Origin of the sequence: Nocardia shimofusensis NBRC 100134 (assembly GCF_001613125.1) — a bacterium.
GTDB classification, from domain to species: domain Bacteria; phylum Actinomycetota; class Actinomycetes; order Mycobacteriales; family Mycobacteriaceae; genus Nocardia; species Nocardia shimofusensis.
Genome location: NZ_BDBT01000013.1, coordinates 131,611 through 157,011, shown reverse-complemented (window position 1 = coordinate 157,011; position 25,401 = coordinate 131,611). Strand labels below are relative to the sequence as shown.

27 protein-coding genes and 1 riboswitch are annotated in these 25,401 nt (G+C 70.1%); of the genes, 20 read left to right on the top strand and 7 right to left on the bottom strand.

Annotated features, from left to right (window positions below):
• The 3 genes from NS3_RS29525 to NS3_RS16720 form a co-directional block, all read left to right on the top strand.
• Positions 1-1,341, top strand: a 1,341-nt coding sequence (locus NS3_RS29525) for a DNA polymerase Y subunit UmuC family protein (RefSeq protein WP_067860644.1), incomplete at its 5' end; no start/stop codon positions are given.
• Between the two features lie 124 nt (positions 1,342-1,465).
• Complete coding sequence (locus NS3_RS16725; protein ID WP_373865316.1) at positions 1,466-2,224, top strand: alpha/beta fold hydrolase; 759 nt, start codon at positions 1,466-1,468, stop codon at positions 2,222-2,224.
• A gap of 2 nt (positions 2,225-2,226) precedes the next feature.
• The gene (locus tag NS3_RS16720) at positions 2,227-3,162 is read left to right on the top strand and encodes a ferredoxin family protein (RefSeq protein ID WP_067860640.1); all 936 of its coding nucleotides are present in this window, start codon (positions 2,227-2,229) and stop codon (positions 3,160-3,162) included.
• Positions 3,163-3,300: 138 nt separating this feature from the next.
• Here NS3_RS16720 and NS3_RS16715 read toward each other — a convergent pair whose 3' ends face one another.
• Entirely contained in the window at positions 3,301-4,101 is an 801-nt protein-coding gene (locus NS3_RS16715) for a DUF1460 domain-containing protein (protein ID WP_067860638.1), read from the bottom strand.
• A 75-nt stretch (positions 4,102-4,176) separates the two neighbouring features.
• Positions 4,177-5,112 (bottom strand): SDR family NAD(P)-dependent oxidoreductase, encoded by a 936-nt coding sequence (locus NS3_RS16710; RefSeq protein ID WP_067860636.1) that lies wholly within the window; start codon positions 5,110-5,112, stop codon positions 4,177-4,179.
• Between the two features lie 254 nt (positions 5,113-5,366).
• On the opposite strand from NS3_RS16710, the gene NS3_RS16705 reads away from it, so the two are divergent.
• The 5 genes from NS3_RS16705 to NS3_RS16685 are packed head-to-tail and all read left to right on the top strand — an operon-like array spanning position 5,367 to position 11,320.
• Entirely contained in the window at positions 5,367-5,822 is a 456-nt protein-coding gene (locus NS3_RS16705; RefSeq protein WP_169811652.1) for a hypothetical protein, read from the top strand.
• Positions 5,823-5,832: 10 nt separating this feature from the next.
• Positions 5,833-9,150 carry an error-prone DNA polymerase gene (locus NS3_RS16700; RefSeq protein WP_067860634.1) on the top strand — a complete coding sequence of 1,106 codons (3,318 nt, stop codon included), beginning with the start codon at positions 5,833-5,835 and terminating at the stop codon, positions 9,148-9,150.
• Positions 9,151-9,204: 54 nt separating this feature from the next.
• Positions 9,205-10,068 carry a M48 family metalloprotease gene (locus NS3_RS16695; RefSeq protein WP_157101381.1) on the top strand — a complete coding sequence of 288 codons (864 nt, stop codon included), beginning with the start codon at positions 9,205-9,207 and terminating at the stop codon, positions 10,066-10,068.
• 48 nt (positions 10,069-10,116) lie between these two features.
• The gene (locus NS3_RS16690) at positions 10,117-11,133 is read left to right on the top strand and encodes a DUF4349 domain-containing protein (protein WP_067860630.1); all 1,017 of its coding nucleotides are present in this window, start codon (positions 10,117-10,119) and stop codon (positions 11,131-11,133) included.
• Complete coding sequence (locus NS3_RS16685) at positions 11,087-11,320, top strand: DUF167 domain-containing protein (RefSeq protein ID WP_245649653.1); 234 nt, start codon at positions 11,087-11,089, stop codon at positions 11,318-11,320. The genes NS3_RS16690 and NS3_RS16685 overlap by 47 nt, the downstream gene beginning before the upstream one ends.
• 12 nt (positions 11,321-11,332) lie before the next feature.
• Here the strand turns inward: NS3_RS16685 and NS3_RS16680 are convergent, their stop codons facing one another.
• On the bottom strand, positions 11,333-11,797 hold the full coding sequence (locus NS3_RS16680) for a tRNA (cytidine(34)-2'-O)-methyltransferase (protein WP_084495623.1): 465 nt from the start codon (positions 11,795-11,797) through the stop codon (positions 11,333-11,335).
• A 57-nt stretch (positions 11,798-11,854) separates the two neighbouring features.
• Complete coding sequence (locus NS3_RS29150) at positions 11,855-12,115, bottom strand: hypothetical protein (RefSeq protein WP_157101380.1); 261 nt, start codon at positions 12,113-12,115, stop codon at positions 11,855-11,857.
• Here NS3_RS29150 and NS3_RS16675 point away from each other — a divergent pair.
• Positions 12,096-12,410, top strand: a complete 315-nt coding sequence (locus NS3_RS16675; RefSeq protein ID WP_067860626.1) for a DUF3017 domain-containing protein — start codon at positions 12,096-12,098, stop codon at positions 12,408-12,410. The genes NS3_RS29150 and NS3_RS16675 overlap by 20 nt on opposite strands.
• 19 nt (positions 12,411-12,429) lie before the next feature.
• On the opposite strand, the gene metX is transcribed toward NS3_RS16675, so the two are convergent.
• A complete protein-coding gene (gene metX, locus NS3_RS16670; protein ID WP_067860684.1) occupies positions 12,430-13,533 on the bottom strand; it encodes a homoserine O-acetyltransferase MetX in 1,104 nt (367 codons plus the stop codon).
• 82 nt (positions 13,534-13,615) lie between these two features.
• A riboswitch (SAM riboswitch) is annotated at positions 13,616-13,727 on the bottom strand.
• 298 nt (positions 13,728-14,025) lie between these two features.
• On the opposite strand from metX, the gene NS3_RS16665 reads away from it, so the two are divergent.
• The 4 genes from NS3_RS16665 (at position 14,026) to NS3_RS16650 (ending at position 18,398) form a co-directional block, all read left to right on the top strand.
• Positions 14,026-15,243: an NADP-dependent isocitrate dehydrogenase gene (locus NS3_RS16665; protein WP_067860624.1), complete on the top strand. Its 1,218-nt coding sequence runs from the start codon at positions 14,026-14,028 to the stop codon at positions 15,241-15,243.
• Positions 15,244-15,422: 179 nt separating this feature from the next.
• Positions 15,423-16,049: a TetR/AcrR family transcriptional regulator gene (locus NS3_RS16660; protein ID WP_067860622.1), complete on the top strand. Its 627-nt coding sequence runs from the start codon at positions 15,423-15,425 to the stop codon at positions 16,047-16,049.
• Between the two features lie 210 nt (positions 16,050-16,259).
• Complete coding sequence (locus NS3_RS16655) at positions 16,260-17,516, top strand: acyl-CoA dehydrogenase family protein (protein ID WP_067860620.1); 1,257 nt, start codon at positions 16,260-16,262, stop codon at positions 17,514-17,516.
• Positions 17,517-17,546: 30 nt separating this feature from the next.
• Complete coding sequence (locus NS3_RS16650; RefSeq protein WP_067860618.1) at positions 17,547-18,398, top strand: SDR family oxidoreductase; 852 nt, start codon at positions 17,547-17,549, stop codon at positions 18,396-18,398.
• Positions 18,399-18,467: 69 nt separating this feature from the next.
• Here the strand turns inward: NS3_RS16650 and ephH are convergent, their stop codons facing one another.
• On the bottom strand, positions 18,468-19,448 hold the full coding sequence (gene ephH / locus NS3_RS16645; RefSeq protein WP_084495639.1) for an epoxide hydrolase EphH: 981 nt from the start codon (positions 19,446-19,448) through the stop codon (positions 18,468-18,470).
• Positions 19,449-19,517: 69 nt separating this feature from the next.
• Between ephH and NS3_RS16640 the strand changes: the two genes are divergently transcribed.
• The 4 genes from NS3_RS16640 to NS3_RS16625 are packed head-to-tail and all read left to right on the top strand — an operon-like array spanning position 19,518 to position 21,455.
• Entirely contained in the window at positions 19,518-20,300 is a 783-nt protein-coding gene (locus NS3_RS16640; protein ID WP_084495621.1) for an exodeoxyribonuclease III, read from the top strand.
• Positions 20,297-20,482 carry a hypothetical protein gene (locus NS3_RS16635; protein WP_067860614.1) on the top strand — a complete coding sequence of 62 codons (186 nt, stop codon included), beginning with the start codon at positions 20,297-20,299 and terminating at the stop codon, positions 20,480-20,482. The genes NS3_RS16640 and NS3_RS16635 overlap by 4 nt, the downstream gene beginning before the upstream one ends.
• On the top strand, positions 20,479-20,982 hold the full coding sequence (locus NS3_RS16630; protein ID WP_067860612.1) for a guanyl-specific ribonuclease: 504 nt from the start codon (positions 20,479-20,481) through the stop codon (positions 20,980-20,982). The genes NS3_RS16635 and NS3_RS16630 overlap by 4 nt, the downstream gene beginning before the upstream one ends.
• On the top strand, positions 20,982-21,455 hold the full coding sequence (locus tag NS3_RS16625) for a barstar family protein (RefSeq protein WP_067860610.1): 474 nt from the start codon (positions 20,982-20,984) through the stop codon (positions 21,453-21,455). The genes NS3_RS16630 and NS3_RS16625 overlap by 1 nt, the downstream gene beginning before the upstream one ends.
• Before the next feature lie 48 nt (positions 21,456-21,503).
• On the opposite strand, the gene NS3_RS16620 is transcribed toward NS3_RS16625, so the two are convergent.
• Complete coding sequence (locus tag NS3_RS16620; RefSeq protein WP_067860608.1) at positions 21,504-22,142, bottom strand: TetR/AcrR family transcriptional regulator; 639 nt, start codon at positions 22,140-22,142, stop codon at positions 21,504-21,506.
• Between the two features lie 110 nt (positions 22,143-22,252).
• On the opposite strand from NS3_RS16620, the gene NS3_RS16615 reads away from it, so the two are divergent.
• Genes NS3_RS16615 through yhjD form a run of 3 tightly spaced genes read left to right on the top strand, consistent with a single transcriptional unit; the run spans position 22,253 to position 25,356 of the window.
• Complete coding sequence (locus tag NS3_RS16615) at positions 22,253-23,233, top strand: oxygenase MpaB family protein (RefSeq protein ID WP_245649652.1); 981 nt, start codon at positions 22,253-22,255, stop codon at positions 23,231-23,233.
• 22 nt (positions 23,234-23,255) lie between these two features.
• Positions 23,256-24,287: a tryptophan--tRNA ligase gene (gene trpS, locus NS3_RS16610; RefSeq protein ID WP_067860606.1), complete on the top strand. Its 1,032-nt coding sequence runs from the start codon at positions 23,256-23,258 to the stop codon at positions 24,285-24,287.
• 46 nt (positions 24,288-24,333) lie between these two features.
• Positions 24,334-25,356: an inner membrane protein YhjD gene (gene yhjD, locus NS3_RS16605; RefSeq protein ID WP_084495637.1), complete on the top strand. Its 1,023-nt coding sequence runs from the start codon at positions 24,334-24,336 to the stop codon at positions 25,354-25,356.
• The last annotated feature ends 45 nt before the right edge of the window (positions 25,357-25,401 follow it).

The following is a 25,401-nucleotide window of genomic DNA, read 5'->3' as shown; positions in this document are numbered from 1 at the left end:
GTGGACGCGGTCGCCGCGGCCGGGGTGGAGGCCCAGGCCGGGGTGGCCGACGAACTGTCCACCGCGGTGCTCGCCGCCCGGCGCGGAGTGCTGGTCACGCCGGGTGCGGGCGCGGCCTTCCTGGCGCCGCTGCCGATCGCCGAATTGGCGGTGGAGCCGAGCTTGGCCGGGCCGGACCGGTCCGAACTGGTCGATCTGCTCCACCGGCTCGGGTTGCGCCGGGTGGGTGATTTCGCGGCGTTGCGTCCGGCCGAGGTCGGTTCCCGCTTCGGCGCCGACGCCGTGCTGGCGCACCGGTGTGCCCGCGCGGTCCCGGAACGTCCGCCCTCCGCGCGCACGCCCGCGCCCGAACTGGCGGTGGAGCGGCGCTGCGATCCGCCGATCGATCGGGTCGATGCCGCGGCCTTCGCGGGCAGGCTGCTCGCCACCGAACTGCATGCCGGGCTGGCCGCCGCGTCGCTGGCCTGTACCCGGCTCGAGGTGATCGCCGAAACCGAGGCGGGCGAACAACTTTCCCGGATCTGGCGGTGTGCCCAGCCGCTCACCCCGGCCGACACCGCCGATCGGGTGCGCTGGCAGCTCGACGGCTGGCTGACCCGTCCCGATCGCCGGGCCGCCCCGGTCACAGCACTGCGGTTGGTCCCGGTCGAGGTGGTGCGGGCGGCCGCGCTGCAACTGGGGCTGTGGGGCGGCACGGGTGAAGACGACGAACGGGCCAGGCGCGCCCTGGTCCGGGTGCAGGGATTGCTCGGCGGGGAGGCCGTGCGGGTCGGTGTGCTCAGCGGCGGGCGGGGGCCGAGCGAGCGCGTCACGCTGGTCGCGCTGGGCGACGAGCAGGTGCCCGAGGCCGATCCCGGACAGCCGTGGCCGGGTCGGCTGCCCGAACCGGCCCCCTCGGTCCTGCTGGTGGATCGCCCCGAGGTGCGGTTGCTCGACGCCGACGGCGCTCCCGTCGAGGTCACCGACCGCGGATTGTTCTCCGCCGATCCGGTCCGGCTGTCCTGGGGCACCCGCGGCTGGCGGCTGACCGGCTGGGCCGGGCCGTGGGTGGTGGACGACCACTGGTGGGACGGTGATCACGGGTCGGGCCAGGAGGGCGATCGGCACCGGGGAGACGATCGTCGGCCGGGCAACGGCCACCGGCAGGACGGCGATCCCTGGCGGGGAGGTGATTCCGCACGGGGTGGGGAGCATCGGCGGGGTGGCGACTGTCGGCGGGGCGGGGGATCGGCGCCGGTCGCCCGAGCACAGGTCGGCATCAGCGCCCCCGGCGAGGACGAGCGGGTGCTGTTGCTGATCTGCCGCGAGGGCGTGTGGCGGGCCGAGGGCGTGTACGGCTAGCTCTGGGCGGCGGGCACCCGGTGCGGGCCGCGGGCGGGTGCGGTCGGCGTCCGGGGTGTGCGGCCGGCCTGGGTGGTACGCCGGCTGCGGGGGCGGTGCCCGGTGAGCACCGTAAACTTCACTCGTGAACTCGACGTTTGCCCACATGACCGCAGGCGGCGTCCGCATCGCCTATCGCGACTCGGGGCCCGCCTCGGGCGCACCGGTGGTGCTGGTGCACGGCATGGGCGGCGACGGCCACACCTGGGGCCGCTTCGCTCGACACCTGCTCGCCGCGGGCCGCCGGGTGATCGTTCCGGATCTGCGCGGTCACGGCCGCAGCGCCCGCGCCGACACCTACGGTTTCGACGAGTTCGGCGCCGACCTGACGGCGTTGTGCGATCACCTCGAACTGGAGCGGGTCGACCTGGTGGGTCATTCACTGGGCGGTTACGCGGTCTCGTGCGTGGCCCAGCAACGTCCCGAATCGGTGGGCAGGCTGGTGCTCGAGGAATGCCCGCTGCCGTTGCGTTCCGGCGACGAGCAGGTGTCGACGACCCGCCGCCTGCCCACGGCCGCCGAACTGTGGCACGCGGCGTCGAGCCTGGCGCGCCGTCCCCGCACGGTGTGGACGTTCGACCGGTCGATGACCGGGACCGCGCTCGAACAGTTCCGCAAGCCGAATCCGCAATGGTGGGAACGGCTTTCCGGCATCACCGCGCCGACCCTGGTGCTACGCGGCGGCCGGGGCGGCATGGTGGACCCGGTGCGCCTGGCGATGCTGATCGAGGAGGTGCCGGACTGCACGGTCGCCGCCTTCGCCTGCGGGCACAGCATCCATCGTGACCGGCACCGGGAATTCTCCGAGGTCGTGCTGCCGTTCCTGGCCGGCTCGGCGGCGTGACGATGAACGATTTCGCGGGACTGCCCTGCTCGACGGCATCGGCGCAGGTGCCGTTGCCGGGTACCGCCACACGGGCCGACGGGTGGCTGTGCGTGGAGCATCCGGGCGCGTGGGGCCGCGATGTCCTCGGCGACGAGGTGCTCGGCCCGCGCATCACCGCCGAACTCGCGGCGCGCATCTCGGCGGCGGCATCCGCTGATCTGAAGATCCGTCCGACCCTGATCCGCCGTCCCGGCCGTTACGAGTTCACCGGCGCGCGCACCGTCCTGCTGGCCGCCTCGCCTCCGGCCGGGGCCTGGTGCGAGCGGATGCGCATCGACGACCTCGAAGAACTGCTCGACATCGACCTGTCGGTGTTCCACGGACCGCCGCCCGGCCTGGGCGAGCCGGTGACCGAGGCGCCGGTGCTCGTGTGCGCGCACGGCAAGCGCGATCGGTGTTGCGCGCGCCTCGGCCGCCCGATCGCCGCGAGTCTGGCCGCGGCGCATCCCGATCGGGTGTGGGAGTGCTCGCACACCGGCGGTCACCGGTTCGCGCCTGCGATGGTCCTGCTGCCGAGCGGTTTGACCTACGGGCGGGTGGACGCCGAATCGGCCGCGGCGGCGGTGGAAGCCCTGGACCGCGGGACGGTGTCCACGGCCGGGTTGCGGGGACGCAGCGGTCACGCACCGATCGAACAGGTCGCCGAACTGGTTGTACGGGAACGACTCTGCGCTGGTCTCGACGACCTCACCGTCGAGACCGAGCCGGACGCTCCCGCCGAGTCGGGAGCCGGATACGCGGGGACGGCGGTTGTCTCGCATCGTGACGGTCGCAGGTGGCGGGTCGCCGTCCGATCGGCCGCCCACGCACCGCGTCAGGCGAGCTGCGATGCCGCGCCCAAACCGGTCACGTCTCTTGTCGCGGACTCCGTCGCGGAGCCGGCCGTCCAGAACTGAGCGGAAACACCCGTTGCGCCGTAACGCATTGCGGGGCCGGCAGGCGATCCACCTGCCCGACCGGGCACCGTCCCGGGCTGAACTCCCGCACCGCCCCGGCTCGCACCGCCGAGCGTCGTCGAGTCGGTGTGCGGGAGATCAGCGGTGACGCAGGACGATGATGCCGGGGACGGTGGCGAGGTAGTCGGTCAGCGGGCTGTCGACTACCGCGTTGTTCGCCGCCAGCGAGGACGCGTTGCGGAAGAAGAGGCCGCCGTCGGGGGTGCGGACGACGATGCCGACGTGGGTGACGTCCAGACCGGGGGTGTCGGCGTAGGCGCCGAGGTAGTCGCCGGTGCGCAGCCCCGCGAGGACGTCTCGGTCGACGGCGCCGGACGGGATGTAGGTCAGGTCGCGTTCGACGACCGGCAGGCCCGGCAGGTAGACGCCGCCGTCGGCCTTGGCGTTGAGGTGCTCGGTGACGGTCACCGCGTTCGGGCTCAGAGTGGCGGTGATGTCGGTCGCGGCGATCCGGTCGGTGTGCGCCCAGTCGGTGAAGAAGTGCTTGCGGTGGGTGAATTCGACCCGACCGCCGGTGTAGCGGGTCTCGACGAGGGCGCGCACGAACTCCTCGCGGTTGCTCGCTCGGCTGAGCGCCTCCATGTAATCGAGGTAGGTGAAGCAGTCCACCCGGCGCAGGTCGATCACCAGCTGTTCGGGTTCGGTGGCCGAGCCGATGAGCATGTTCGCCCCGTACGGGGTGCCGAGCAACGGCCGCGACAACGCTTCGAGCAGTTCGCCCTTGGGCAGGCCGACCGAGGCCGCGCGTACCTCGAGCAGTTCGTCGATGCGGCGGGCGGTGGTCTCGTCGAGGGCGGGCTCCGGCGCGGCGAGCGCCGTCGGCGCGATCCCGCAGAGCAGGGTGATCACAACGGCCAGTACGCGAACGACGATCCGCAAGACGCCTCCGGTGGAGCGGGGTACTCGGACACCCCACCGTAGCGGTGCGGGTGACCCGCGCGGGCCGGAGCCGGTCTACCAGTAGACGCCGGGTACCAGATTGACCGCACGACGCAACGCGGTGCCGGTGACCCGGCGGGCGCGGGAGCGGCCGGCCGGGCGGGTGGCGGGGATCTCGGTCTGCGGCTCGATGTCGGCGAGGCCTTTGGCGGCGGGGGAATCGGGGATCGCGCGGTAGTACCGGTGTAGGACGAAGTCGCGCAGCTTCGGGGTGAACAGCGCCCCGAACTCGGCGATGGTGCCCAGCGGCACGTCGATGCGGCGGGGCCGCTCCGCCAGGGCGCGCACGATGAGCGCGGCCGCCCATTCCGGCGAACGCGACGGTCCCTGCCGTCCGGTCGGGGCGATCATCGGCGTGCGGACCAGCGGCATGTGGATGGTGGTGAAGGTGACCCCGTCGGCCATCGTCTCGACCGCCGCCACCTCGGTGAACTTGTCCAGCGCGGCCTTGCTGGCCAGGTAGGCCGAGAACCGGGGCGTGGTGGCCTGGACGCCCGCGCTGCTGATCTGCACGATGTGGCCGAACCGGCGTTCGCGCATGCCGGGCAGCACCGCGAAGGTCACCCGCAGCGCGCCGAAGTAGTTGACCGCCATCGTGCGCTCGTAGTCGTGCAGGCGGTCGGTGGAGCGGTGGATGGCGCGGCGGATGCTGCGACCGGCGTTGTTGACCAGCATGTCGACGCGCTCGTGCTCGTCGAGGATGGTCTTCATGGTGTGCTCGACGGATTCGTCGTCGGTGATGTCGCACTGGTAGCCGTACGCGGCGCCACCGGCCGCGCGGATCTCATCCACGACGGTGACCAGTTCCTCGCCGCGACGGGCCAGCAGGAATACGGTGGCGCCGTGCTCGGCGATCATCACGGCGGCGGCCCGGCCGATACCGGAGGAGGCGCCGGTGACGAGCACATGCCTGCCCGCGAGTTCTCGCCGGTGCTGCGCAGCTGGGGCCATGGTCGCTCCTCGATGAACGGATGGGGCGCCGAACGGCTGCCCGCCGAGTCCGAACTTACTCCAAAGTAAGTTCGAGGCCAAGAGGTTCGCCTCTCCTTCATTGTGCCGACACCCGCTCCGGCCTCGGGAGATTCCGGTCGGCGGGAACTCGCCCAGAGGCTTGCTGTTTCGTTGCTGTCGCCCCGGAAGGGCGGCAGCAGAACGCTGTCGAATGCGGCTCGAAACCTTCGAACATATGTGCGATACTCGTGCGCATGGCGGACGATCGGATGGCGGACATCTTTGCCGCGGTGCGGCTCGGCAGCGATAACCCGGAGGCAGCGCGCAAGGCGCTCGGGGCGCTGTGGGACGAGCTCGATCCCGTCGCGGCGCCACTACAACGCTGCGTGGTCGCCCATCATCTGGCTGTTCTCCAGGACGACGACTTCGAGGCGCTGGCCTGGGATCAGCGCGCTCTCGCCGCGATCTTCAGCCCCGGCGTCGCCCTGGACGAGGGGATGCGCTGCTTCCTGCCCTCGCTGTATCTGAACCTGGCCGACAGCCATCGCCGCGTCGGCGATTTCGACGCCGCGCGCATGCAACTGGCGATCGCCCGCGGCCACCTGCGCATCCTCGCCGAGGACGACTACGGCGAGCTGATCCGCACCGGCCTGGACCGGGTCGAGGAAGCCGTGCACGCGGGCGCGACCCAGCGCCTGCGCAGCGCGTAGGAGCGCGGCCGTGGCCTGGGACTCCGGCCCGCCCTCGTGGACGGAGCTGGAACGGGTGCTCTCCGGGCGCCCCGGCACACGCGCCGCCGACACCCCGGGCGACGGCGGCGACAGCCCGGCCTGGTCCCACCACCGCGAGCCCTACCGGCCCGCGCCGATCGCCGCCGCCGAGAGTCCCGCCGTCGCCTACGCCGAACTGCACGCGCACTCGGCCTACAGCTTCCTCGACGGCGCGAGCACGCCGGAGGAAATGGTCGAGGAGGCGGTGCGGCTCGGCCTGGAGGCCATCGCGCTCACCGATCACGACGGTTTCTACGGCACCGTGCGCTTCGCCGAAGCGGCCCAGGAGTGGGGTATCGCCACGGTTTTCGGTGCGGAACTGTCCCTCGGTGCGCAATCGGCTCCGGACTCCGCCCCGCGCACCGGTGATCCCGACCCGCCCGGCCCGCACCTGCTGGTGCTGGCCCGAGGTCAGGAGGGCTACCGCAGGCTCTCGCGCGAGATCGCCGCCGCGCATCTGGCGGCGGGGGAGAAGGGCATCCTCCGCTACGACTACGACCGGCTCACCGCCGCCGCGGGTGGGCACTGGCACATCCTCACCGGTTGCCGCAAAGGCCACCTGCGCTCCGCGCTCGCCGCGGACCTGACTGCCGCCGACACCGGTCTGCCCCGAGCCGAGGCGGCGCTGCGCGATCTGGTCGACCGGTTCGGCCCCGATCGGGTGAGCGTGGAGCTCACCCACCACGGCATCCCCGAGGACGACGAACGCAACGCCGGGCTCATCGCGCTCGCCGACCGCCTCGGCCTGCCGGTCCTGGCCACCACCGGCGCGCATTTCGCCGGCCCGGACCAGCGGCACCGGGCGATGGCGCTGGCGGCGGTCCGGGCCCGGCGCAGCCTGGACGAGGCGGCGGGCTGGCTGGCCCCGGTCGGTGGCGCGCATCTGCGGTCCGGCGCGGAGATGGCCCGGCTGTTCGCGCAATGCCCGCGCGCGGTCGCGCAAGCCGCCGCGCTCGCCCGCGAATGCGCGTTCGACCTGCGCCTGATCGCCCCGCAACTGCCGCCCTTCGAGGTGCCCGAGGGGCACGACGAGAACTCCTGGCTGCGCGAGCTGACCATGCGCGGCGCGGCCCGCCGCTACGGCCCCCCACACACCAACCCGCCCGCCTACCGGCAGATCGAACACGAACTCGAGGTCGTCACCACCCTGGGTTTCCCGGGGTACTTCCTGGTCGTGCACGACATCGTCGGCTTCTGCGAGCGCCACGCCATCCTGTGCCAGGGCCGGGGATCGGCCGCCAACTCCGCGGTCTGCTTCGCGCTGGGCATCACCAATGTCGACCCGGTCGCCAACGAGTTGCTGTTCGAACGCTTCCTCTCCCCGGAGCGTGACGGACCGCCCGATATCGACGTCGACATCGAGTCCGATCGCCGGGAGGAGGTGATCCAGCACGTCTACGCCCGCTACGGGCGCGAGTACGCCGCGCAGGTGGCGAATGTGATCACCTACCGGGGCAAGTCGGCGGTGCGCGACGCGGCCAAGGCGCTCGGCTTCCCGCCCGGCCTGCAGGACGCCTGGAGCAAGCAGGTCAGCCGCTGGCGCGGGGTGGGCGCCGAGACCGGCACCGACATCCCCGAACCGGTGCTGCGCCTGGCCGCCGACATCGAGGGGCTGCCCCGGCACCTGGGCATCCACTCCGGCGGCATGGTGATCTGCGACCGGCCCATCGCCGACGTCTGCCCGGTGGAGTGGGCGCGCATGCCCGGACGCAGCGTCCTGCAATGGGACAAGGACGACTGCGCGGCCGTAGGGCTGGTGAAGTTCGACCTGCTCGGGCTCGGCATGCTCTCGGCGCTGCACTACATGATCGACCTGGTGCGCGAGCACAAAGGCATCGAGGTACGGCTGCACGAACTCGATCTGCAGGAGCCCGCCGTGTACGAGATGCTCTCGCGCGCGGACTCGGTCGGGGTGTTCCAGGTGGAGTCGCGCGCGCAGATGGCGACCCTGCCCCGGTTGAAGCCGCGCGAGTTCTACGACCTGGTGGTCGAGGTCGCGCTGATCCGCCCCGGCCCCATCCAGGGCGGCTCGGTGCACCCCTACATCCGCCGCCGCAACGGCGCCGAGGAGGTGACCTACGATCATCCGGCGCTGGCGAATTCGCTCGGCCGCACCCTCGGCGTGCCGCTGTTCCAGGAACAGCTCATGCAGATGGCCGTCGACATCGCCGGCTTCAGTGCCGCCGAAGCCGACCAATTGCGTCGTGCGATGGGGTCCAAGCGCTCGCCCGAACGGATGCGCCGTCTGAAGGACCGTCTCTACCAAGGCATGGCCGACCTGCACGGCATCACCGGCGCGGTCGCCGACCGCATCTACGACAAGCTCTACGCCTTCGCCGATTTCGGCTTCCCGGAAAGTCATTCGCAGAGCTTCGCGGCGCTGGTGTTCTATTCGGCCTGGTTCAAGCTGCACCATCCCGCCGCGTTCTGCGCCGGGCTGCTGCGCGCGCAGCCGATGGGCTTCTACTCGCCGCAATCGCTGGTCGCCGACGCGCGCAGGCACGGGGTCCGGGTGCACGGTCCCGATATCAACGCCAGTCGCGCCGAGGCGGATCTGGAGGCGGGCGGCACCGAGGTCAGGCTGGGACTGGCCGCGGTCCGTCACCTCGGCGACGACCTGGCCGAACGGATCGTCGCGGCTCGGGCGAGTGGCCCCTACACCTCGTTCCTCGACCTCACCGGCCGCGTGGAACTCACCGTCGCGCAAGCGGAATCGCTGGCCACCGCGGGCGCGCTCGGCAGTCTCGGCATCAGCAGGCGGGAAGCGCTGTGGGCGGCGGGCGCGGCGGCGGGGGAACGCGCGAACCGCCTGCCCGGCACCGGCGCGGCCACCGTCGCACCCGCCCTGCCCGGCATGAGCGCGCTGGAACTGGCCGCCGCCGACGTGTGGGCCACGGGTGTCTCGCCCGGTAGCTATCCGACCGAGTTCCTGCGGGCGCGGATGAACGATCTCGGGGTGGTCCCGGCTGCCGGATTGCTCGATGTCCCCGACGGCTCCCGTGTCCTGGTCGGCGGCGCGGTCACCCACCGGCAGCGCCCGGCGACCGCGGGTGGGGTCACCTTCCTCAATCTGGAGGACGAGACCGGAATGGTGAACGTCGTCTGCTCGCCCGGGTTGTGGAAGCGGTATCGCGCACTGGCGCAAGGGTCTTCGGCGCTGCTGGTGCGCGGTCGGGTACAGAACGCCGAGGGCGCGGTCAGCGTGCTCGCCGACCACGTGGCGCAACTGCGGCTCGGCACGGCCTCGACCTCACGCGATTTCCGTTGACCCGAATTCGAACTCGGTGCTCACATGGTGCGGCGATCCGTACGATGATCCCTCGTGTCTGTGATCGTCGCGTCGGTGCTGACGCTGCCGACCGTCCTGCTCAGCCTGCTGATCGCGGGTACGGCGGGCGCCCTGTGGGGCTCCTGGGCCGTGCTGGCGGTGGGTGGCGCGTGGCTGCTGTACGGGGTCGTGCTGGTCTGGGTCGCCTGGTACGCGCCGGAGCGGGAGAAAGTCGCCACGATCCTGCACGACTGCCGCCGCCCGGACACCGCCGAAGCCCTGCGGCTCGATCGCGAATGGCACACCGTCGCCGGTGATTCGGGCGTGCCCGGTGAGAACTATCCGCTCTGGGTGCAGGACACCGACCGGGTCAGCGCGCAGGCCGCCCCCGCCCGCGCCCTGGCCGTCACCACCTGGGCGCTCGAGCATCTGCCCGCACCGCAGATCCGGGCGCTGCTCGCCCAGTCGCTCGGTCAGCACGCGGGCGCGGACCCGCGGTTGCGGTTGTGTCGGGAGTGGTGCGCTTGGCCGGGCACGGTGCTGTGGCGGCTGCTCGGACTGCTCGGTAAACCGCTCGACGTACTCGGCGCCTACGCCATGCCGGTGCGCGCCGTGCTCGCCTCGCTGCTGTTGCCCGCGTTGCTGCTGATCTTCGGACATCGGCTGGGACTCCCCGGCGTCGTCGTACTCGCGGTGGTGCTGGCCGTCGAACCCCTGGCGCGCGCGGCATATTCGCGCGGGGCCGAGTCCGCGGCCGATCGGTACGCCGTCACCATCGGCTACGGCCCGGCGCTGGCCGAGGCCTTGCGCGCCTGGTCGGCCCGCCACGAACCGCGCGTGCCACCGTTGTCGCGGCGGTTGCTGAGTCACCGCGGGTCACCGACGATCCGGGTGCGGGCGATCGAACGGGTGGCGTGAGCAGTCGAGTGATTCGGCTTTCGCGATCCGGCCGCTACGCTTCGAGGCATGCGCAAGCTCGCGGTCCTGTGTGTCGCCCTGCTCGGTTCTGTACTGCTCGTCTCCTGCGGTAGCGACGAGGGCGGCAGCGGCGGCGCGCCCTACCGACCGGACATGGGCACCGCGGCGCCCGCGATTTCCCCCGGCCTGCGCGAGCAGGCTCCGTCGCCGTCCGACAGCGCCCCCGATGACACGGTGGAACGCAAGGAAGTCATCACCGGCAGCGTCGACATCACCTCCGATGACCCGGTCGCCGCCGCGGGCCGGGTCGCCGATCAGGTGCGGGCCGTGGACGGCCGGATCGACAGCCGCACCGAACAGCCGGACACCGACGACACCGACCCCTCGGCCACGCTCACCGTCCGAGTGCCCGCCGATCGCACCGACGCTTTTGTCGACGGCCTGGGCGGCGTCGGCGAGGTCACCAGGGTCAGCACCAACCGCGACGACGTGACCATGCAGTGGGAGGACCTCGACGCTCGCATCAAGGCGCTGCAGGCCTCCGTCGACCGCCTGCGCGCGCTGATCGCGACCGCGAGCAGCACCGCCGACCTGATCGACGCCGAAGAGGCGCTCGGCAGCCGCCAGGGCGAACTGGACAGCCTCACCGCCCAGCAGCGCCGCCTCGACGACCAGGTCGCGCTGTCCACCCTCACCATCTCGATCACCGCCCCCGACAACGGTTCCGGCGGCGACGGCCCCGACACCTTCCTCGACGGCGTGGTGGCGGGCTGGAACTCGCTGATCGACTGGCTGCAGGACGCGATCGTGTTCGTGGGCAGGGCGATTCCGTGGCTGGGCTTCCTGGCCGTGCTCGGCGCGTTGTGGTGGCTGGTGCGCAGGCTGGTCCGCGGTCCCCGGCCCGCCGCGCACCGGCCCGCCGCCCGGATCGAGAACTCGACGACGCCCGGAAAGACCGCACCCGACGCCGCCGACAAGGCCACGACCGTCGAAGAGCCCGAAACGACAGGAGGTTCCGGTGCCGCCGACCGTGGTGCGCGCGACGATCAAACCGAACAGCCGTAAGGGCCCGCTCGTCGAGACCGCCGAAGACGGCACGCTGACCCTCTACGTCCGAGCCCCCGCCGTCGAGGGCAAGGCCAACAAGGCCGCCGTCGAACTCCTGGCCGCCCACTTCGGCGTCTCCCGCTCGTCCGTCCGCCTCACCGCGGGCGCGACCTCACGCTTCAAGCGCTTCGAGATCGACGACTAGTCGAGCCCGCTCTCAGACCGCGCCGGGAAACCCGTGCTGCCGCCACGCCTCGTACACCGTGACCGCCGCGGCATTGGACAGGTTCATCGACCGCCGCCCCGGCAGCATCGGAATCCGCACCTGTTCGGTGATGTGTGGATCGGCCAGCACCTCCTCGGGCAGGCCCGTCGGTTCGGTCCCGAACAACAGCACGTCACCCGCCTCGTAGGCGATATCGGTGTACCGGGAGGTCCCCGAGGTGGTGAACGCGAACACCCGCCGCGGCGCCAGCGCCGCCCACGCCGCCGCCAGGCTCGCGTGCACGGTGACACTCGCCAGATCGTGGTAATCCAGCCCGGCCCGCCGCAGCTTGGCCTCCGACAGATCGAAGCCGAGCGGCTCGATCAGGTGCAGTTCGCATCCGGTCCCGGCCACCATCCGGATCGCGTTGCCGGTGTTCGGGGGAATGCACGGCTCGTGGAACATCAGATGGAACACCGACCAAGTCAATCAGGCGGCGCTACCGCCGGGCCGCCGGGATCGCCCAGCGCAGGCTCAGCCGAAGCTGCCCGTCGCGGGCTTACCGATCACCTCGACAATGATGATGTCGGTCATGGCCGTGTCGCCGTGGCGGGGATCGCCGACGGGGCGTTCCCAGGCGCAGGCGCCGCGCACGTGCATCTGCCCCGCGGGGAGGCCGCCGTTGCCGATGGCGGGTGGCGGGAACCGGCCGGGCGCGCGGGCCGTGTTCCGCCGATGCCGGGACGAAGCCTCGTCTGGAAGAATCTTCGGCGTGATGGACGTCGACGCTTCCACCGAATCCCAGGGCGGCCGGGCCGGGCGGTTCCTGCGCCGGAATCTGCCGATGGTGGCGGTGGTGCTGGTGGTGCTGGTGGCTGTCGTGTTCGTGGCCTCGGATCGGTGGCGACGCGGTGCGCTGATCTTCGGCGGGGCGGCGTTGTTGGGCGCGGCCTTGCGGTTGTTCCTGCCGACCGTGCGGGTGGGGTTGCTGGCGGTGCGCAGCAAGCCGTTCGACGTGGGGGCGCTGACTCTGCTCGGGTCGTCGATCGTGTTCCTCGCGGTGACCATCAACACGCTCGGCGTCGGCTGATCGGCGGCCGGTAGCGGGCTCAGCGGTTGGCGCGGGCCAATCGCATCGTCTCGACGAGCAGCTCGCCGACGGCTTCGGTCTCGGTGAGGAAACCGTCGTGGCCGTCGCGGGAGAGCACGACCTCGAGACCGTCGCAGCCGGGCAGCAGGTCGGCGAGTTCCTGCTGGGTGTACAGCGGGTACAGGCGGTCGGAGTCGACGCCGCCGACCACACACGGCATGGGCGTGGCGGCGAGGGCGGCTTCGATGCCGCCGCGGCCGCGGCCGACATCGTGGCGGTTCATGGCCTCGGTGAGCAGCACGTAGGTGGCCGGATCGAAGCGCTTGGCCAGTTTCGCGGCCTGGTGGTCGAGGTAGCTCTGCACTGCCCAGCGGCCGCCGTCGTAGGGGTCCTCGCCGTCCTGGGCCTTGTTGGCGAACCGGGCGTCGAGTTCGCCCTCGGTGCGGTAGGTCAGGTGGGCGATGCGGCGGGCGATGCCCATGCCGGTCAGCGGGGCTCGGCCGGTGCCGTGATAGTCGCCGCCCTGCCAGTCCGGGTCGGAGGTGATCGCCGCGATCTGGGTGGTCTGGGTGCCGATCTGATCGGCGGTGGCGCGCGCGCCGACAGCCAGGACCAGCGCGGAGGCGACGCGATCGGGGGCGCCGACCATCCATTCGAGCACGCGCATGCCGCCCATGGAGCCGCCGACGGCGGAGGCCAGGCGCCCGACGCCGAGCAGATCGAGCAACGCGATCTCGGCGCTCACCTGGTCGCGGATGGAAATGGCGGGGAAACGTGAGCCCCACGGCTTGCCGTCGGGAGCGATGGAGGAGGGGCCGGTGCTGCCCTGGCAGCCGCCGAACACATTGGTGGCGATGACGCACCACTCGCCGGTGTCCATCGGCGCGCCCGGACCGACCATACCGTCCCACCAGCCGGGCAGCTTGTGGATGGCGTCGGGATTGCCGACGACGTGCGAATCGCCGGTGAGCGCGTGCTCGACGAGCACGACATTGTCCAGCGCGGGGGAGAGTTCGCCCCAGCGTTGCACGGCCAGCCGCACGTCGGGCATGACGGCGCCGCTCTCCAGCGTGACATCGCCGATGGGGATCACGCCGAGGGTGCCGTCCGGGGGCGGCAACAGGGCGGCCCCGGTGGCGGGCGGGCAGGGCTGGCGGTCGGTGCGCACGGTCACGTGGACCACTCGCTCATCTCGTGCGACCTCCTGCCGGCGTTTGCTCCCGTCCTTCGGGAACCCGGTCATCACCCGGAGCACCCCACCGCGGGCTGGAGGGTTGCCGACCAGCGAGCCGGGGCTTGACGCTGGCGCTCATGACCTGATCGTCATGGTAACGGGCAATCGGTTCGCGGCCGAAATCCACCCCTGGGTGCCATCATGGACGATGTGTGCTGAATCACCTCGAAGCTACTTGCCGGTAACCGTCACAGTGTCCGCACAAAGCCCCCTCCCCGCGCGGTGAGACTCCCGGAAGCAGTACGCTCGTCTTGTTTGCACCACGTGTCCCGCAGACAAGGCGGGGCATATACGTTGTCTGTTGAACAGCTGGGGTCCGCTCACAAGCGTGTTCGCCTGGCCGTGCAATGAGGGCACCATCCTAGGAGGACACGAAGATCCATGTCCAAGATCAAGGTTGAAGGCACCGTCGTCGAACTCGACGGTGATGAGATGACCCGGATCATCTGGCAGTTCATCAAGGACAAGCTGATCCACCCGTACCTCGATGTGAACCTCGAGTACTACGACCTGGGCATCGAGTACCGCGACAAGACCGACGACCAGGTCACCATCGACGCGGCCGAGGCCATCAAGCGTCACGGCGTCGGCGTCAAGTGCGCCACGATCACCCCCGACGAGGCTCGCGTCAAGGAATTCGGCCTCAAGAAGATGTGGCGCTCGCCCAACGGCACGATCCGCAACATTCTCGGCGGCACGATCTTCCGCGCCCCGATCATCATCTCCAACGTCCCGCGTCTGGTTCCGGGCTGGACCAAGCCGATCATCATCGGCCGCCACGCCTTCGGCGACCAGTACCGCGCCACCGACTTCAAGGTCTTCCAGGCCGGCACCGTCACCCTCACCTTCACCCCCGACGACGGCAGCGAGCCGATCGTGCACGAGGTCGTGAAGATGCCCGAGGACGGCGGCGTCGTGATGGGCATGTACAACTTCCGCAAGTCCATCGAGGACTTCGCGCGGGCCTCGTTCAACTACGGCCTGCAGCAGAACTACCCGGTGTACATGTCGACGAAGAACACCATCCTCAAGGCGTACGACGGCATGTTCAAGGACACCTTCCAGGAGGTGTTCGACGCCGAGTTCAAGAGCCAGTTCGACGCGGCCGGCCTGACCTACGAGCACCGGCTGATCGACGACATGGTCGCCTCCTCCATGAAGTGGGAGGGCGGCTACGTCTGGGCCTGCAAGAACTACGACGGCGACGTGCAGTCCGACACCGTCGCGCAGGGATTCGGCTCGCTGGGTCTGATGACCTCGGTGCTGCTGACCCCGGACGGCCGCACCTGTGAGGCCGAGGCCGCGCACGGCACGGTCACCCGGCACTACCGCCAGCACCAGCAGGGCAAGCCGACCTCGACCAACCCGATCGCGTCGATCTTCGCCTGGACGCGTGGCCTCGAGCATCGCGGCAAGCTGGACAACACCCCCGAGGTGATCGGCTTCGCGCAGACCCTCGAGGATGTCGTCATCAAGACCGTCGAGGGCGGCCAGATGACCAAGGACCTCGCGCTGCTCGTCGGCGGGGATCAGGGGTACCTGAGCACCGAGGAATTCCTCGGCGCGCTGGACACCAACCTGGCTCGCGCCCTGCGCTGAGCCGACCACGGAGCGGCCCTCATCGGTCCCGCTCCGGCCGGCGCCGGGCACACGGACCCGGCGCCGGATGAACCGGGCACCCGCCCCACCGTCGACACGGTGGCACGGGTGCCCGAGCCGTTTCCCGGTCCGAGACCGCATTTACCTACAGATGTGTACGTAAGCTGTAGGATCGCCGGATGACCACGACCGCGTCCGGCAGGCCGCGGCGGCGCACCCAGGAGCAGCGCAGCAGCGAGATGCGCACCCGCCTGCTCGACGCCACCATCGACTGCCTCGTCGACTACGGCTACGCGGGCACGACCACGCCTCGGGTGGCCGAGCGCGCGGGTGTCACGCGCGGCGCGCAGGTGCACCACTTCGGGTCCAAGACCGATCTGGTGGTGGCGGCGATCAATCATCTCGCCCAGCGTCGGGTGCAGGCGGTGCTTCGGGGGATCTCCGAGGTGCCGCCGGATGTCGAACGCGTCGACGCCACCTTGGACTTCCTGTGGGAAATGCACCAGGACCGGCTGTTCGTCGCGACCGTGGAACTGTGGGTGGCGGGTCGCACCGACCCGGTGCTGGCCGCGGCGATGGACCAGGTCGAGCCGTTCGTGAACAACGCGGTGCTGACCGCGGTGGAGCGCTTCGTGCCCGACGAGGTGCGCCGCAAGGACGCCCGCGACTTCGTCTTCACCGCCATGGACGCCCTGCGCGGCATCCTGATCGCCGCCTGGGGTGACCCCGACTCCGAACGTGCCCACCGGCGCTGGCAGCGCGCCTCGGCGATGCTGCGGATGGTCGCGCAGGCGATCGGCGGCTGATCGGCGGTGGTGCGCCCGGCCTCGGCGAATGCCGGGCGAATCGGGCGAACCGTTGCACAGTTACATGCAGCTCTGTACGTTTGTTGCAGCTCGATACGCCGAACCGGACGATGTGGTCCGGGTCATCCGGTGCCGTCACGGTCCCGGCGCGCCCGCCCCGCGGGCCGAGCTGCCTTGCGCCGGCGGCATTTGCGACAGGAGAGAACGACGATGTTCGAATGGTCCGAGACCGATCTGATGGTCCGCGACGCCGTGCGCGCTTTCATCGACCGGGAGATCCGGCCGAACCTCGATGCCCTCGACAGCGGCGAGATGCTGCCCTACCCCATCCTGACCAAGCTGTTCGCCGAATTCGGCATCGCGGCGATGGCCACCGACGCGCTGGAAAAGCAGCTGGCCGCCGAAGAAGCCGAGGCCGACGGCACGGCCGACGAGGCGAGCAAAGCGGCGGGCAAACGCGCGGCCGCCGCCAACGCCGAACAGCAGTCGATGATGGCCGTGCTGGTCAGCGAGCTGTCCGGGGTCTGTCTCGGCCTGGTCAGCGCGCTCGGGGTGAGCACCGGCCTGGGCGCGGCGACCATCCAGGCGCGCGGCACGCTGGCGCAGAAGAAGCGCTGGCTGCCCGAGCTGGTGACGATGGAGAAGGTCGCCTCCTGGGCGATCACCGAACCCGACTCCGGCTCCGACGCTTTCGGTGGCATGAAGACCTACGTCCGCCGCGACGGCGAGGACTACATCCTCAACGGACAGAAGACCTTCATCACCAACGGCCCGTTCGCCGACGTCATCGTCGTCTACGCCAAGCTCGACGAGGGCGACGCGAGCGTGGACAAGCGCGACCGCAAGGTGCTGACCTTCGTGCTCGACAAGGGCATGGAGGGCCTCACCCAGGGCAAGCCGTTCAAGAAGATGGGCCTGCACAGCTCGCCCACCGGTGAGCTGTTCTTCGACAACGTCCGCCTCGGCCGCGACCGGCTGCTCGGCGAGACCGAGGAGCACCGCGGCGGCGACGGCCGCGAGTCGGCGCGCACCAACTTCGTCGCCGAGCGCGTCGGCGTCACCTTCCAGGCACTGGGCATCATCGAGGAATGCCACCGGCTCTGCGTGGACTACGCCAAGAACCGGAAGCTGTGGGGCCAGGAGATCGGCCGGTTCCAGCTGGTGCAGCTCAAGCTGGCAAAGATGGAGATCGCCCGGGTCAATGTCCGCAACATGGTGTTCAACGTCATCGAGCGCACCCGCGCGGGCAAGCCGCTCTCGCTGGCCGAGGCCTCGGCGATGAAGCTGTACTCCTCGGAGACCGCCACCGACGTCGCCATGGAGGCGGTGCAGCTCTTCGGCGGCAACGGCTACATGAGCGAATACCGCGTCGAACAGCTCGCCCGCGACGCGAAGTCGCTGATGATCTACGCGGGCAGCAACGAGATCCAGGTGACCCACATCGCCAAAGGCCTGCTCGGCCGCTGAGCACGACGAGCATTGAGAAAGGCACACACAATGAGTTCAGCCGCACGAATCGCGGGCAAGGTCGTCGTCATCACCGGCGGCGCGCGTGGCATCGGCTTCGCCACCGCGCGCAAGCTGCGTGACCTCGGCGCGCAGGTCGCCATCGGCGACATCGACGAGGCCAAGGTCAAGGAGTCCGGCGCCGAGCTGGGACTCGAGGTGTACGGCAAGCTCGACGTCACCGACCCGGAGAGTTTCGAGGCCTTCCTCGATCAGGTCGAGCGCACGCTCGGACCGATCGATGTCCTGGTCAACAACGCGGGCATCATGCCGGTCGGCCACTTCCACGAGGAGCCCGACCGCGTCACCCGCCGCATGATCGACATCAACATCTACGGCGTGGTGCTCGGCAGCAAGCTGGCGGCCCAGCGGATGCTGCCGCGCGGCTCCGGACACGTCATCAACATCGCCTCGCTGGCCGGCGTGCTCGCCACCCCGGGCCTGGCCACCTACGGAGGCAGCAAGGCCGCGGTGCTCACCATGACCGACGCGCTCTACGCCGAGTATCGCGGCACCGGCCTCGAGTTCTCCTCGGTGTCCCCGACATTCACCAATACCGAGCTGGTCGCGGGCACCAAGGGCGCCAAAGGCGTGCGCAACGCCGAGCCGGAGGAGATCGCCGACGCGGTCGCCGGGCTCATCGTCAAGCCGCAGCGCAGGGTCGCGGTCACCAAACTGGCGGGCAGGCTGGCGAACCTGCAGTACTACGTGCCGAACAAGCTGCTCGACGCGCTCGGCGAGAAGTTCGGCATGAAGGAAGCCTTCCTCGGTGACGTCGACCAGGAAGCCCGCGCCGCCTACGAGCGCCGCGCCCGTGGCGAAGAGGACCAGGCGAGCTCCTGATCCTCGTCGGCTCACCCGGATCTCGATCGGGGTGAGCCGACGAGTCCTCTTCCAGGACAGCCGGACGCGTCAGACCGCGCGCAGCCTGTTGCGGCTGGCGTAGACGTGCTCGGCGATCAGGGTGGCGATCCGGTCCGGCGCCTCCAGCATGGGGACATGTCCGACCCGGTTGACCAGGATGCGGTCGGCCGAGTCGGGCAGCTCCTTCAGAAATCGCTGCGCGTAGACCCGGTTGGGGATGAACCGGTCGTACTCGGCCAGCAGCAGCCGCACCGGCGTCATCAGCTCCGACAGGTCGCCGGGGACCGGGGCGCGCAGGCTGCCGCGGATCAGCGGCATCATCGCCCGGCAGTTGATCGCCGCGGTGATGGTGGCCGTCGCGTCGCGGCGCGAGACCGCCGCCGGATTCTTGGCCACCACGAACAACGCCACCCGCCGGGCGAACGGATTGCCCGCGGTGAAACCCGCCAGCCGCCTGCCCAGATGCGCCAGCGGCACCAGGGACAGGAATTTCAGCGCGACCCGGATCTGGGTCAGCGAGGGCACGTTCCAGCCGCCGGTAGGCGCGATCAGGGTGAGCGTGCGGGCCCGGTTGCGCCTGGCCAGTTCGACGCCGACCCAGGCGCCCAGCGAGTTGCCCGCGATATGGCAGGTCCGCCAGCCCATCTCGTCGAGCTGCCGCTCCACCTCGTCGGCGAGCGCGGCGATGTCGACGGTGTCGCCGGTGACTTCCGGTCCGCCCCAGTGTCCGGCCAGCGCGGGGGCGAACACCTCGCAGTGCGAGCCCAGCAGCGTCGCGGTCTGCTCCCAGCAGTGCGGCGAGAGCATGAAGCCGTGCAGCAACAGCAGCGGGTCGCCGGAGCCGATGTGCAGCGCCCGCAGCGCGACGGGCTGCTCGGCTGCTCGGCGGTCGTTCGTTCCGACGGACCTGTCCCGTCCGCCTTCCTCCGCCGTGGTCGGCTCGGGGTCGGCGGAGTCGAAGTCGTCGGCGCGCCTGGTGATATCGGCCGGGCGGGGCTTGTCGGACGGGCGGGAGGTGTCGGACGTCATCGTCAGCACCCCTTCCTGGACCGCGTGGTCCGGGGCAGGTACATCTGACCTGCATTGTACGGTCGGACGGTGCCGAACATTGTCTCAACGATCAACGCGAACGGGATCAGAGCTGCCGCGGGCAAAGGGATGCTCGCCTGGCTCGCGGCCACCGAAGCCGATGTCGTGTGCGTGCAGGAGACCCGCGCCACCGACGAGCAGACCCGCGCCGCGCTGGCGCCCGCGCTCGACGACGGTTGGATCCTGACCAATGCCGAGCCGAGCGCCAAGGGGCGAGCGGGAGTCGCGATCCTGTCCAGGCGCACGCCCGAGTCGGTGCGGATCGGGTTCGGCAGCGCCGAGTTCGACGCGGCGGGCCGCTACGTCGAAGCCACCTTCGGCGAGGTGACCGTGGCCAGTGTCTACGTGCACTCCGGGGAGGCGGGCACCCCGCGCCAGGACGAGAAGTATCGGTTCATGGCGGAATTGGGTGCCTACCTGAAGGGCAGGAGCGAGGGTGATGTTGTCGTGGGCGGTGACTGGAACATCGCGCACACCGAGCGGGATCTGAAGAACTGGAAGGGCAATCGCAATTCGGCCGGGTTCCTGCCCGAGGAGCGCGCTTGGATCGACGAGCTGATCGCCGCCGGATACGTCGATGTCGTGCGCGCCCTGCATCCCGGCGTCGACGGTCCCTACAGCTGGTGGTCCTATCGCGGTCGCGCCTACGACAACGATTCCGGGTGGCGCATAGACCTGCAGTTGGTGCGCGGCGAACTCGCCGGACGCGCGAAACAGGCCGTGGTGGAACGGGCGCCGTCCTACGATCAGCGCTGGTCCGACCATGCGCCGGTCACCGTGCAGTACCGATGAACTCGCCCGGTGTCCATGTGCTCGCTGTGCCGAAGAACCCCGCCGTATCGATGGGCGCCGCCGAACCGATGGACACCTGTATACCGATCGATACCGCTGTGCCGGTGAGCGCCGTGGCGGGGACGCCGGGTACGCCCGCCGCCTACGAGTTCTCCGCCGACAGAAGGATCCGCGCACGATGAATCCGAAGGTTCTCAGAACGGTCGCGGCGCTGGGCGCGCTCGCGCTGGTGCTGTTGGTGTCGCTGCTGACCTCCCGGGGCGGCGACGATACCGCTTCGGACACCGCCCCCGGCACGAACGCGACCGCCGTCTCGACCGCCGTGCCGAACGCGGGGAGCGCGACGGCGGTGCCGAAGCCCGGTGCGGCAGGCCCGGTCACCGCACCGTCGCGGGTGGCGGGCGTCCCGGAGCGCGCCTACGACACCCTCGCCGAGATCGACGCGGGCCGCTGGCCCGATTCGGCGAACGCACCCGGCACCAAGGGCGGCGAGCGATTCATGAACCGCGACAAAGATCTGCCGCTCACCGACAGCGCGGGCAACAAGATCGCCTATCAGGAGTGGGACGTCAATCCCAAGCAGCGCAATCGTTCCCGCGATGCCGAACGCATCGTCACCGGCAGCGACGGTTCGGCCTGGTACACCGGCGACCACTACGAGACCTTCACCAGGATGCGCTGATGCCCATACCGCTCTCGCAGTTTCTCGCCCGCCCGATCGACGCCGAGCCGGACTCCGGCGCGCATCCGGTGCTCGGAGCACTGCCGGTGACCGCGCCGGAGCTGTCGGAGGTGCGCTACCGCGCACCGGCCGGATTCCTGGTGCGGGAATTGCGCGGCGAGCGGATGCGCACCGTCGCCGGGGTTTTCGACGAGTGGGCGGCGGCTTTCCAGTTCCCCTACTACTTCGGCGGGAACAAGGACGCCTTCGACGAATGTCTGCGCGACCTGGACGATTCTCTCGGCGAGGCCGCCGGTTACGTCGCGGTGGTCCGCGATGCCGCCGAACTGCTGGCCGAGCAGGTCACCGAGCGCGAGTGGTTCGTCGAGGCGATGCGCGACTGCGCCGACCACTGGCGCCGTCGTGACGTCGCCTTTCTGGTGGTCCTGCAGGACGATCCCGTCGCGGGCACGGTCGCGCTGACTCTGGACTGACGGCCCCCGGTCCGAGCGCGACGTCGACGCGGGCGCCGCTCGCGCGGCTCAGCGCAGGCGGCCGGCCAGATCCTCGCCGAGCAGGACGAACACGTCGGTGGTGTGCTCGACGAGTTCGTCCTGGGTGAGGTCGATCTCGCCCTGCAGCCACGAGGTCAGCGTGTGCACCAGGCCGCCGACCAGGTAGGTCGCGCGGAAGTCGATGACCGCGTCGGGCAGCGGATCGGTGATGCCGTAGAAGCCGACGCCCTGCGCGGCGACCATGCGCGCGAACGCCCGGATCGTCTGGTTGCCACGCGCCCGCAGCTCCGGGGTGGCCATGCCCGCGACCAGCGCGACGTGCGCTTTGCGCGGGTCGTCGGTGAGCACGTGGATGCCCGCGGCGATGGCGGCGTGCGCCTTGCCCCTGGTCGTCTCGTCGGTGGTGTCGCGCAGCGTATCCAGGATGGTCAGTGCCAGTTCCTCGGCGATGCGATCGAACAGCCCCGACAGCACGGCCTCGCGGCTGTCGAAGCTCTCGTAGTAATAGCGCTCGTTGAGCCCGGCCCGGCCGCACAGGCCGGAGACGGTCAGTTTGCCCAGGCCCTCGGTGCCGATGATGTCGAGCGCGGCATCGAGCAGCGCGGTCCGCCGCGCGGCCCTGCGCTCCTCGGCGGAGACGCCGCCATAGGTCCGCTGCGCAGTCACGCGTCCGATTCTGGCACGTTTTCGCTCGGCGCATGTTTGGCATGGGGTATTGCCAGAATTGGCTATCTGGTGGATTCTATTTCCAGATGACTCGACGAGGAGGCTCACCCATGTCCCACGCGCCCAGGTCCGACAAGCTCATGTCGGATACGCCGAGCTCCCCGGAGCCCGGCTACTTCACCGATGACTCGATGATCCGGCGGGTGATGCGCAAGCGCGCCGTGGGCATCACCTACGGCCTGCGTGCCCTGGTCATCGGCGCGGTGCACCCGTTGCTGTATGTGGGAACCGCTGAGAACACCCACCACCGGACCACGCCGTACACCCGGCTGGCGATCACCGGCAAGCTGTTCGAGGCGGTGTTCCTCGGCAGCAAGGCCGAGGCCGATCGCGCGCTCGCCTACACCGGCAAGCGGCACGTCAAGGTCAAGGGGCAGCTACCCGAGGACGCGGGCGCGCACAACCCGGCGGGCACCCCCTACTCGGCGCTGGATCCGGAACTGATGTTCTGGACGATGGCCTTCACCATGGACTCCGCCGAGGTCATGCACGACATCCTCGTTCGCGAACTCACCGATGGCGAGCGCGAAGGCCTCTACCAGGACTACGTCACCTGGGGGGTGCTGTTCGGCATGCCGCGCTCGGCCGCCCCGGACACCTATGCCGGATTCCGTGCGCGCTTCGACGGCTACATCGCCTCGCTCGAACCGCACCTGACCGACGAAGCCGAGCTGGTCGGCTCCTACCTCATGGGCGCGCGCATCCCGTATCCGCTGCCGATCCCGGCCCAGCAGGTCAGCGTGGGGTACTACCGGCTGGTGCAGGGCAGCCTGCCGCCCGCGGTCCGGGCGATGTACGGCCTGGAATGGGGTGCGCGCGAGCAGCGTCAGTTCGAGCTGGTCGCCCGTGGCGTGCGGGCCGCGCATCGGACGCCGATCCGGCGGGTGCGTCCGCTGCGCACCGCCCTGCGTGGTCCGAGCGCGCCGCTGTACCAGGTCGCCGCCAAGCGAGAGGCCGGTCTGCAGCGGACCGGACAGGAGAGCATGCCCGGCGTGGATCCGCGCACCTGGGCGGAGCGGAATTCCGCTTGAGTGGCATGGAAAGATCGCAGGCATGTCCAGTCCTGCATCAGCCCCGGCCGCGGAGCGCAAGCAGCGTGTGCTGTCCGGGATCCAGCCGACCAGTGCCTCCTTCCACCTCGGGAACTACCTGGGGGCGCTGCAGTACTGGGTAGGGATGCAGGACAGCTACGACGCGCTGTACTTCATCCCCGATCTGCACGCCATCACCGTCAGCCAGGACCCCAAGCAGCTGCGTGCCCGCACCAGGGCGGCCGCGGCCCAGCTGCTGGCGATCGGCATCGACCCGAAGCGTTCGACGCTGTTCGTGCAGAGTCAGGTGCCCGAGCACGCCGAACTGGCCTGGGTGCTGAGCTGCATCACCGGTTTCGGCGAAGCGGGCCGGATGACGCAGTTCAAGGACAAGTCCGCCAAGCAGGGCGCCGAGAACGCCACCGTCGGGTTGTTCACCTACCCGGTGCTGATGGCCGCCGACATCCTGCTCTACCGTGCCCATCAGGTGCCGGTCGGCGAGGATCAGCGCCAGCATCTCGAATTGACCCGTAACCTGGCTCAGCGCTTCAACACCCGCTTCAAGAAGACCTTCGTGGTGCCCGAGGCGCACATCGTCAAGGGCACCGCCAAGATCTACGACCTGCAGGACCCGACCTCGAAGATGAGCAAGTCGGCGGCCTCGGACGCCGGTCTGATCAACCTGCTCGACGACCCGAAGATCAGCGCCAAGAAGATCCGCTCGGCGGTCACAGACACCGAACGCGAGATCCGCTACGATCCGGACCTCAAGCCCGGCGTCAGCAATCTTCTCGTGATTCTCGGGGCGCTGACCTCGACCCCGATCGTCACCCTCGAACGCGACTACGCGGGCAAGGGTTACGGCGACCTGAAAACCGACGTCGCCGACGCGCTGGTCGAATTCGTCACCCCGCTGCGCGCTCAGGTGGAGGAGTACCTGTCCGATCAGGGTGAACTCGACCGCATTCTCGCCGCGGGCGCGGAGCGGGCACGGGAGATCGCGGGCAACACTCTCGCACAGGTCTACGACCGGGTGGGTTTCCTGCCTCGCTAGCCCGGGTACGACGTGTGCGGGAGCGGGCCTCGAAGGGGTGAGCGCGGTGCAGATGATCGACAACGTCAAGGCCCGTATCGAACGGGTCGTCGGGCGGCGGCCCTGGCTCGACCACGTGATCCGGGCGGCGGGCCGCTACCGGTCCAGCCGAGGTGACCACTACGCCGCGGGCATCACCTATTTCACGGTGCTGTCGCTTTTCCCGTTGCTCATGGTGGCTTTCGCCATCGCCGGTTTCGTGCTGGCGGGTAACCAGGAGCTCTTCGACGAGTTGCAGTCCAAGATCGTCGAGAACGTTCCCGGCGAATTCGGCACGCAGATCAACGATCTCGTCGACCAGGCGGTCGAATCGCGTGGCACGGTGGGCGTCCTCGGCCTGCTGACCGGTCTGTGGACCGGGCTGGGCTGGATGGCGAACCTGCGCGCGGCGCTCACCGACCAGTGGGAAGGCGACCCGCCCGACGAGGGCAACTTCCTGACCACCAAGCTCTCCGACCTCGGCGCGCTGATCGGCCTCGGTCTCGCGCTGGTGCTCTCGCTCGCTCTGTCGGCGGTGGGCTCGGGTGGCCTGGGCGCCCGGGTGGTCGAGGCGATCGGACTCGGTGATGTGTTCGGCATGGGCGTGCTGCTGCGCCTGCTCTCGATCGTGCTGGCGGTACTGGCGACCTGGGCGGTGTACGTCTGGATCATCGCCCGTCTACCCCGGACGAAGGTCACCCTGGCCAGCGCCGCCAAAGCGGGTCTGCTTGCCGCCGTGGCCTTCGAGCTGTTCAAGTACGTCGGCTCGATCTATCTGCGCTCGGTGCTGCAGAGCCCGGCGGGCGCGACCTTCGGTTCCATCATCGGCCTGATGGTGTTCAGCTACATCACCTATCGGATCATCCTGTTCGCGACCGCCTGGGCGGCCACCACGGCGGAGAACGAACTGCCCGCCGAGATCGAGCCGCCCGCACCGGCGGTCATCCGGCCGAGGGGCGTCGACGTCAGGCCGTCCGGGGGTATCGGGGCGGCCGCGTTCGGTGCGGGCGCGCTGACGATGCTGGCACTGACACGGTTACGGCGCAGGTAGATTCGCGCACGTTCCGGCGTCGGGCCGTGGCAATGCCCCACAGTG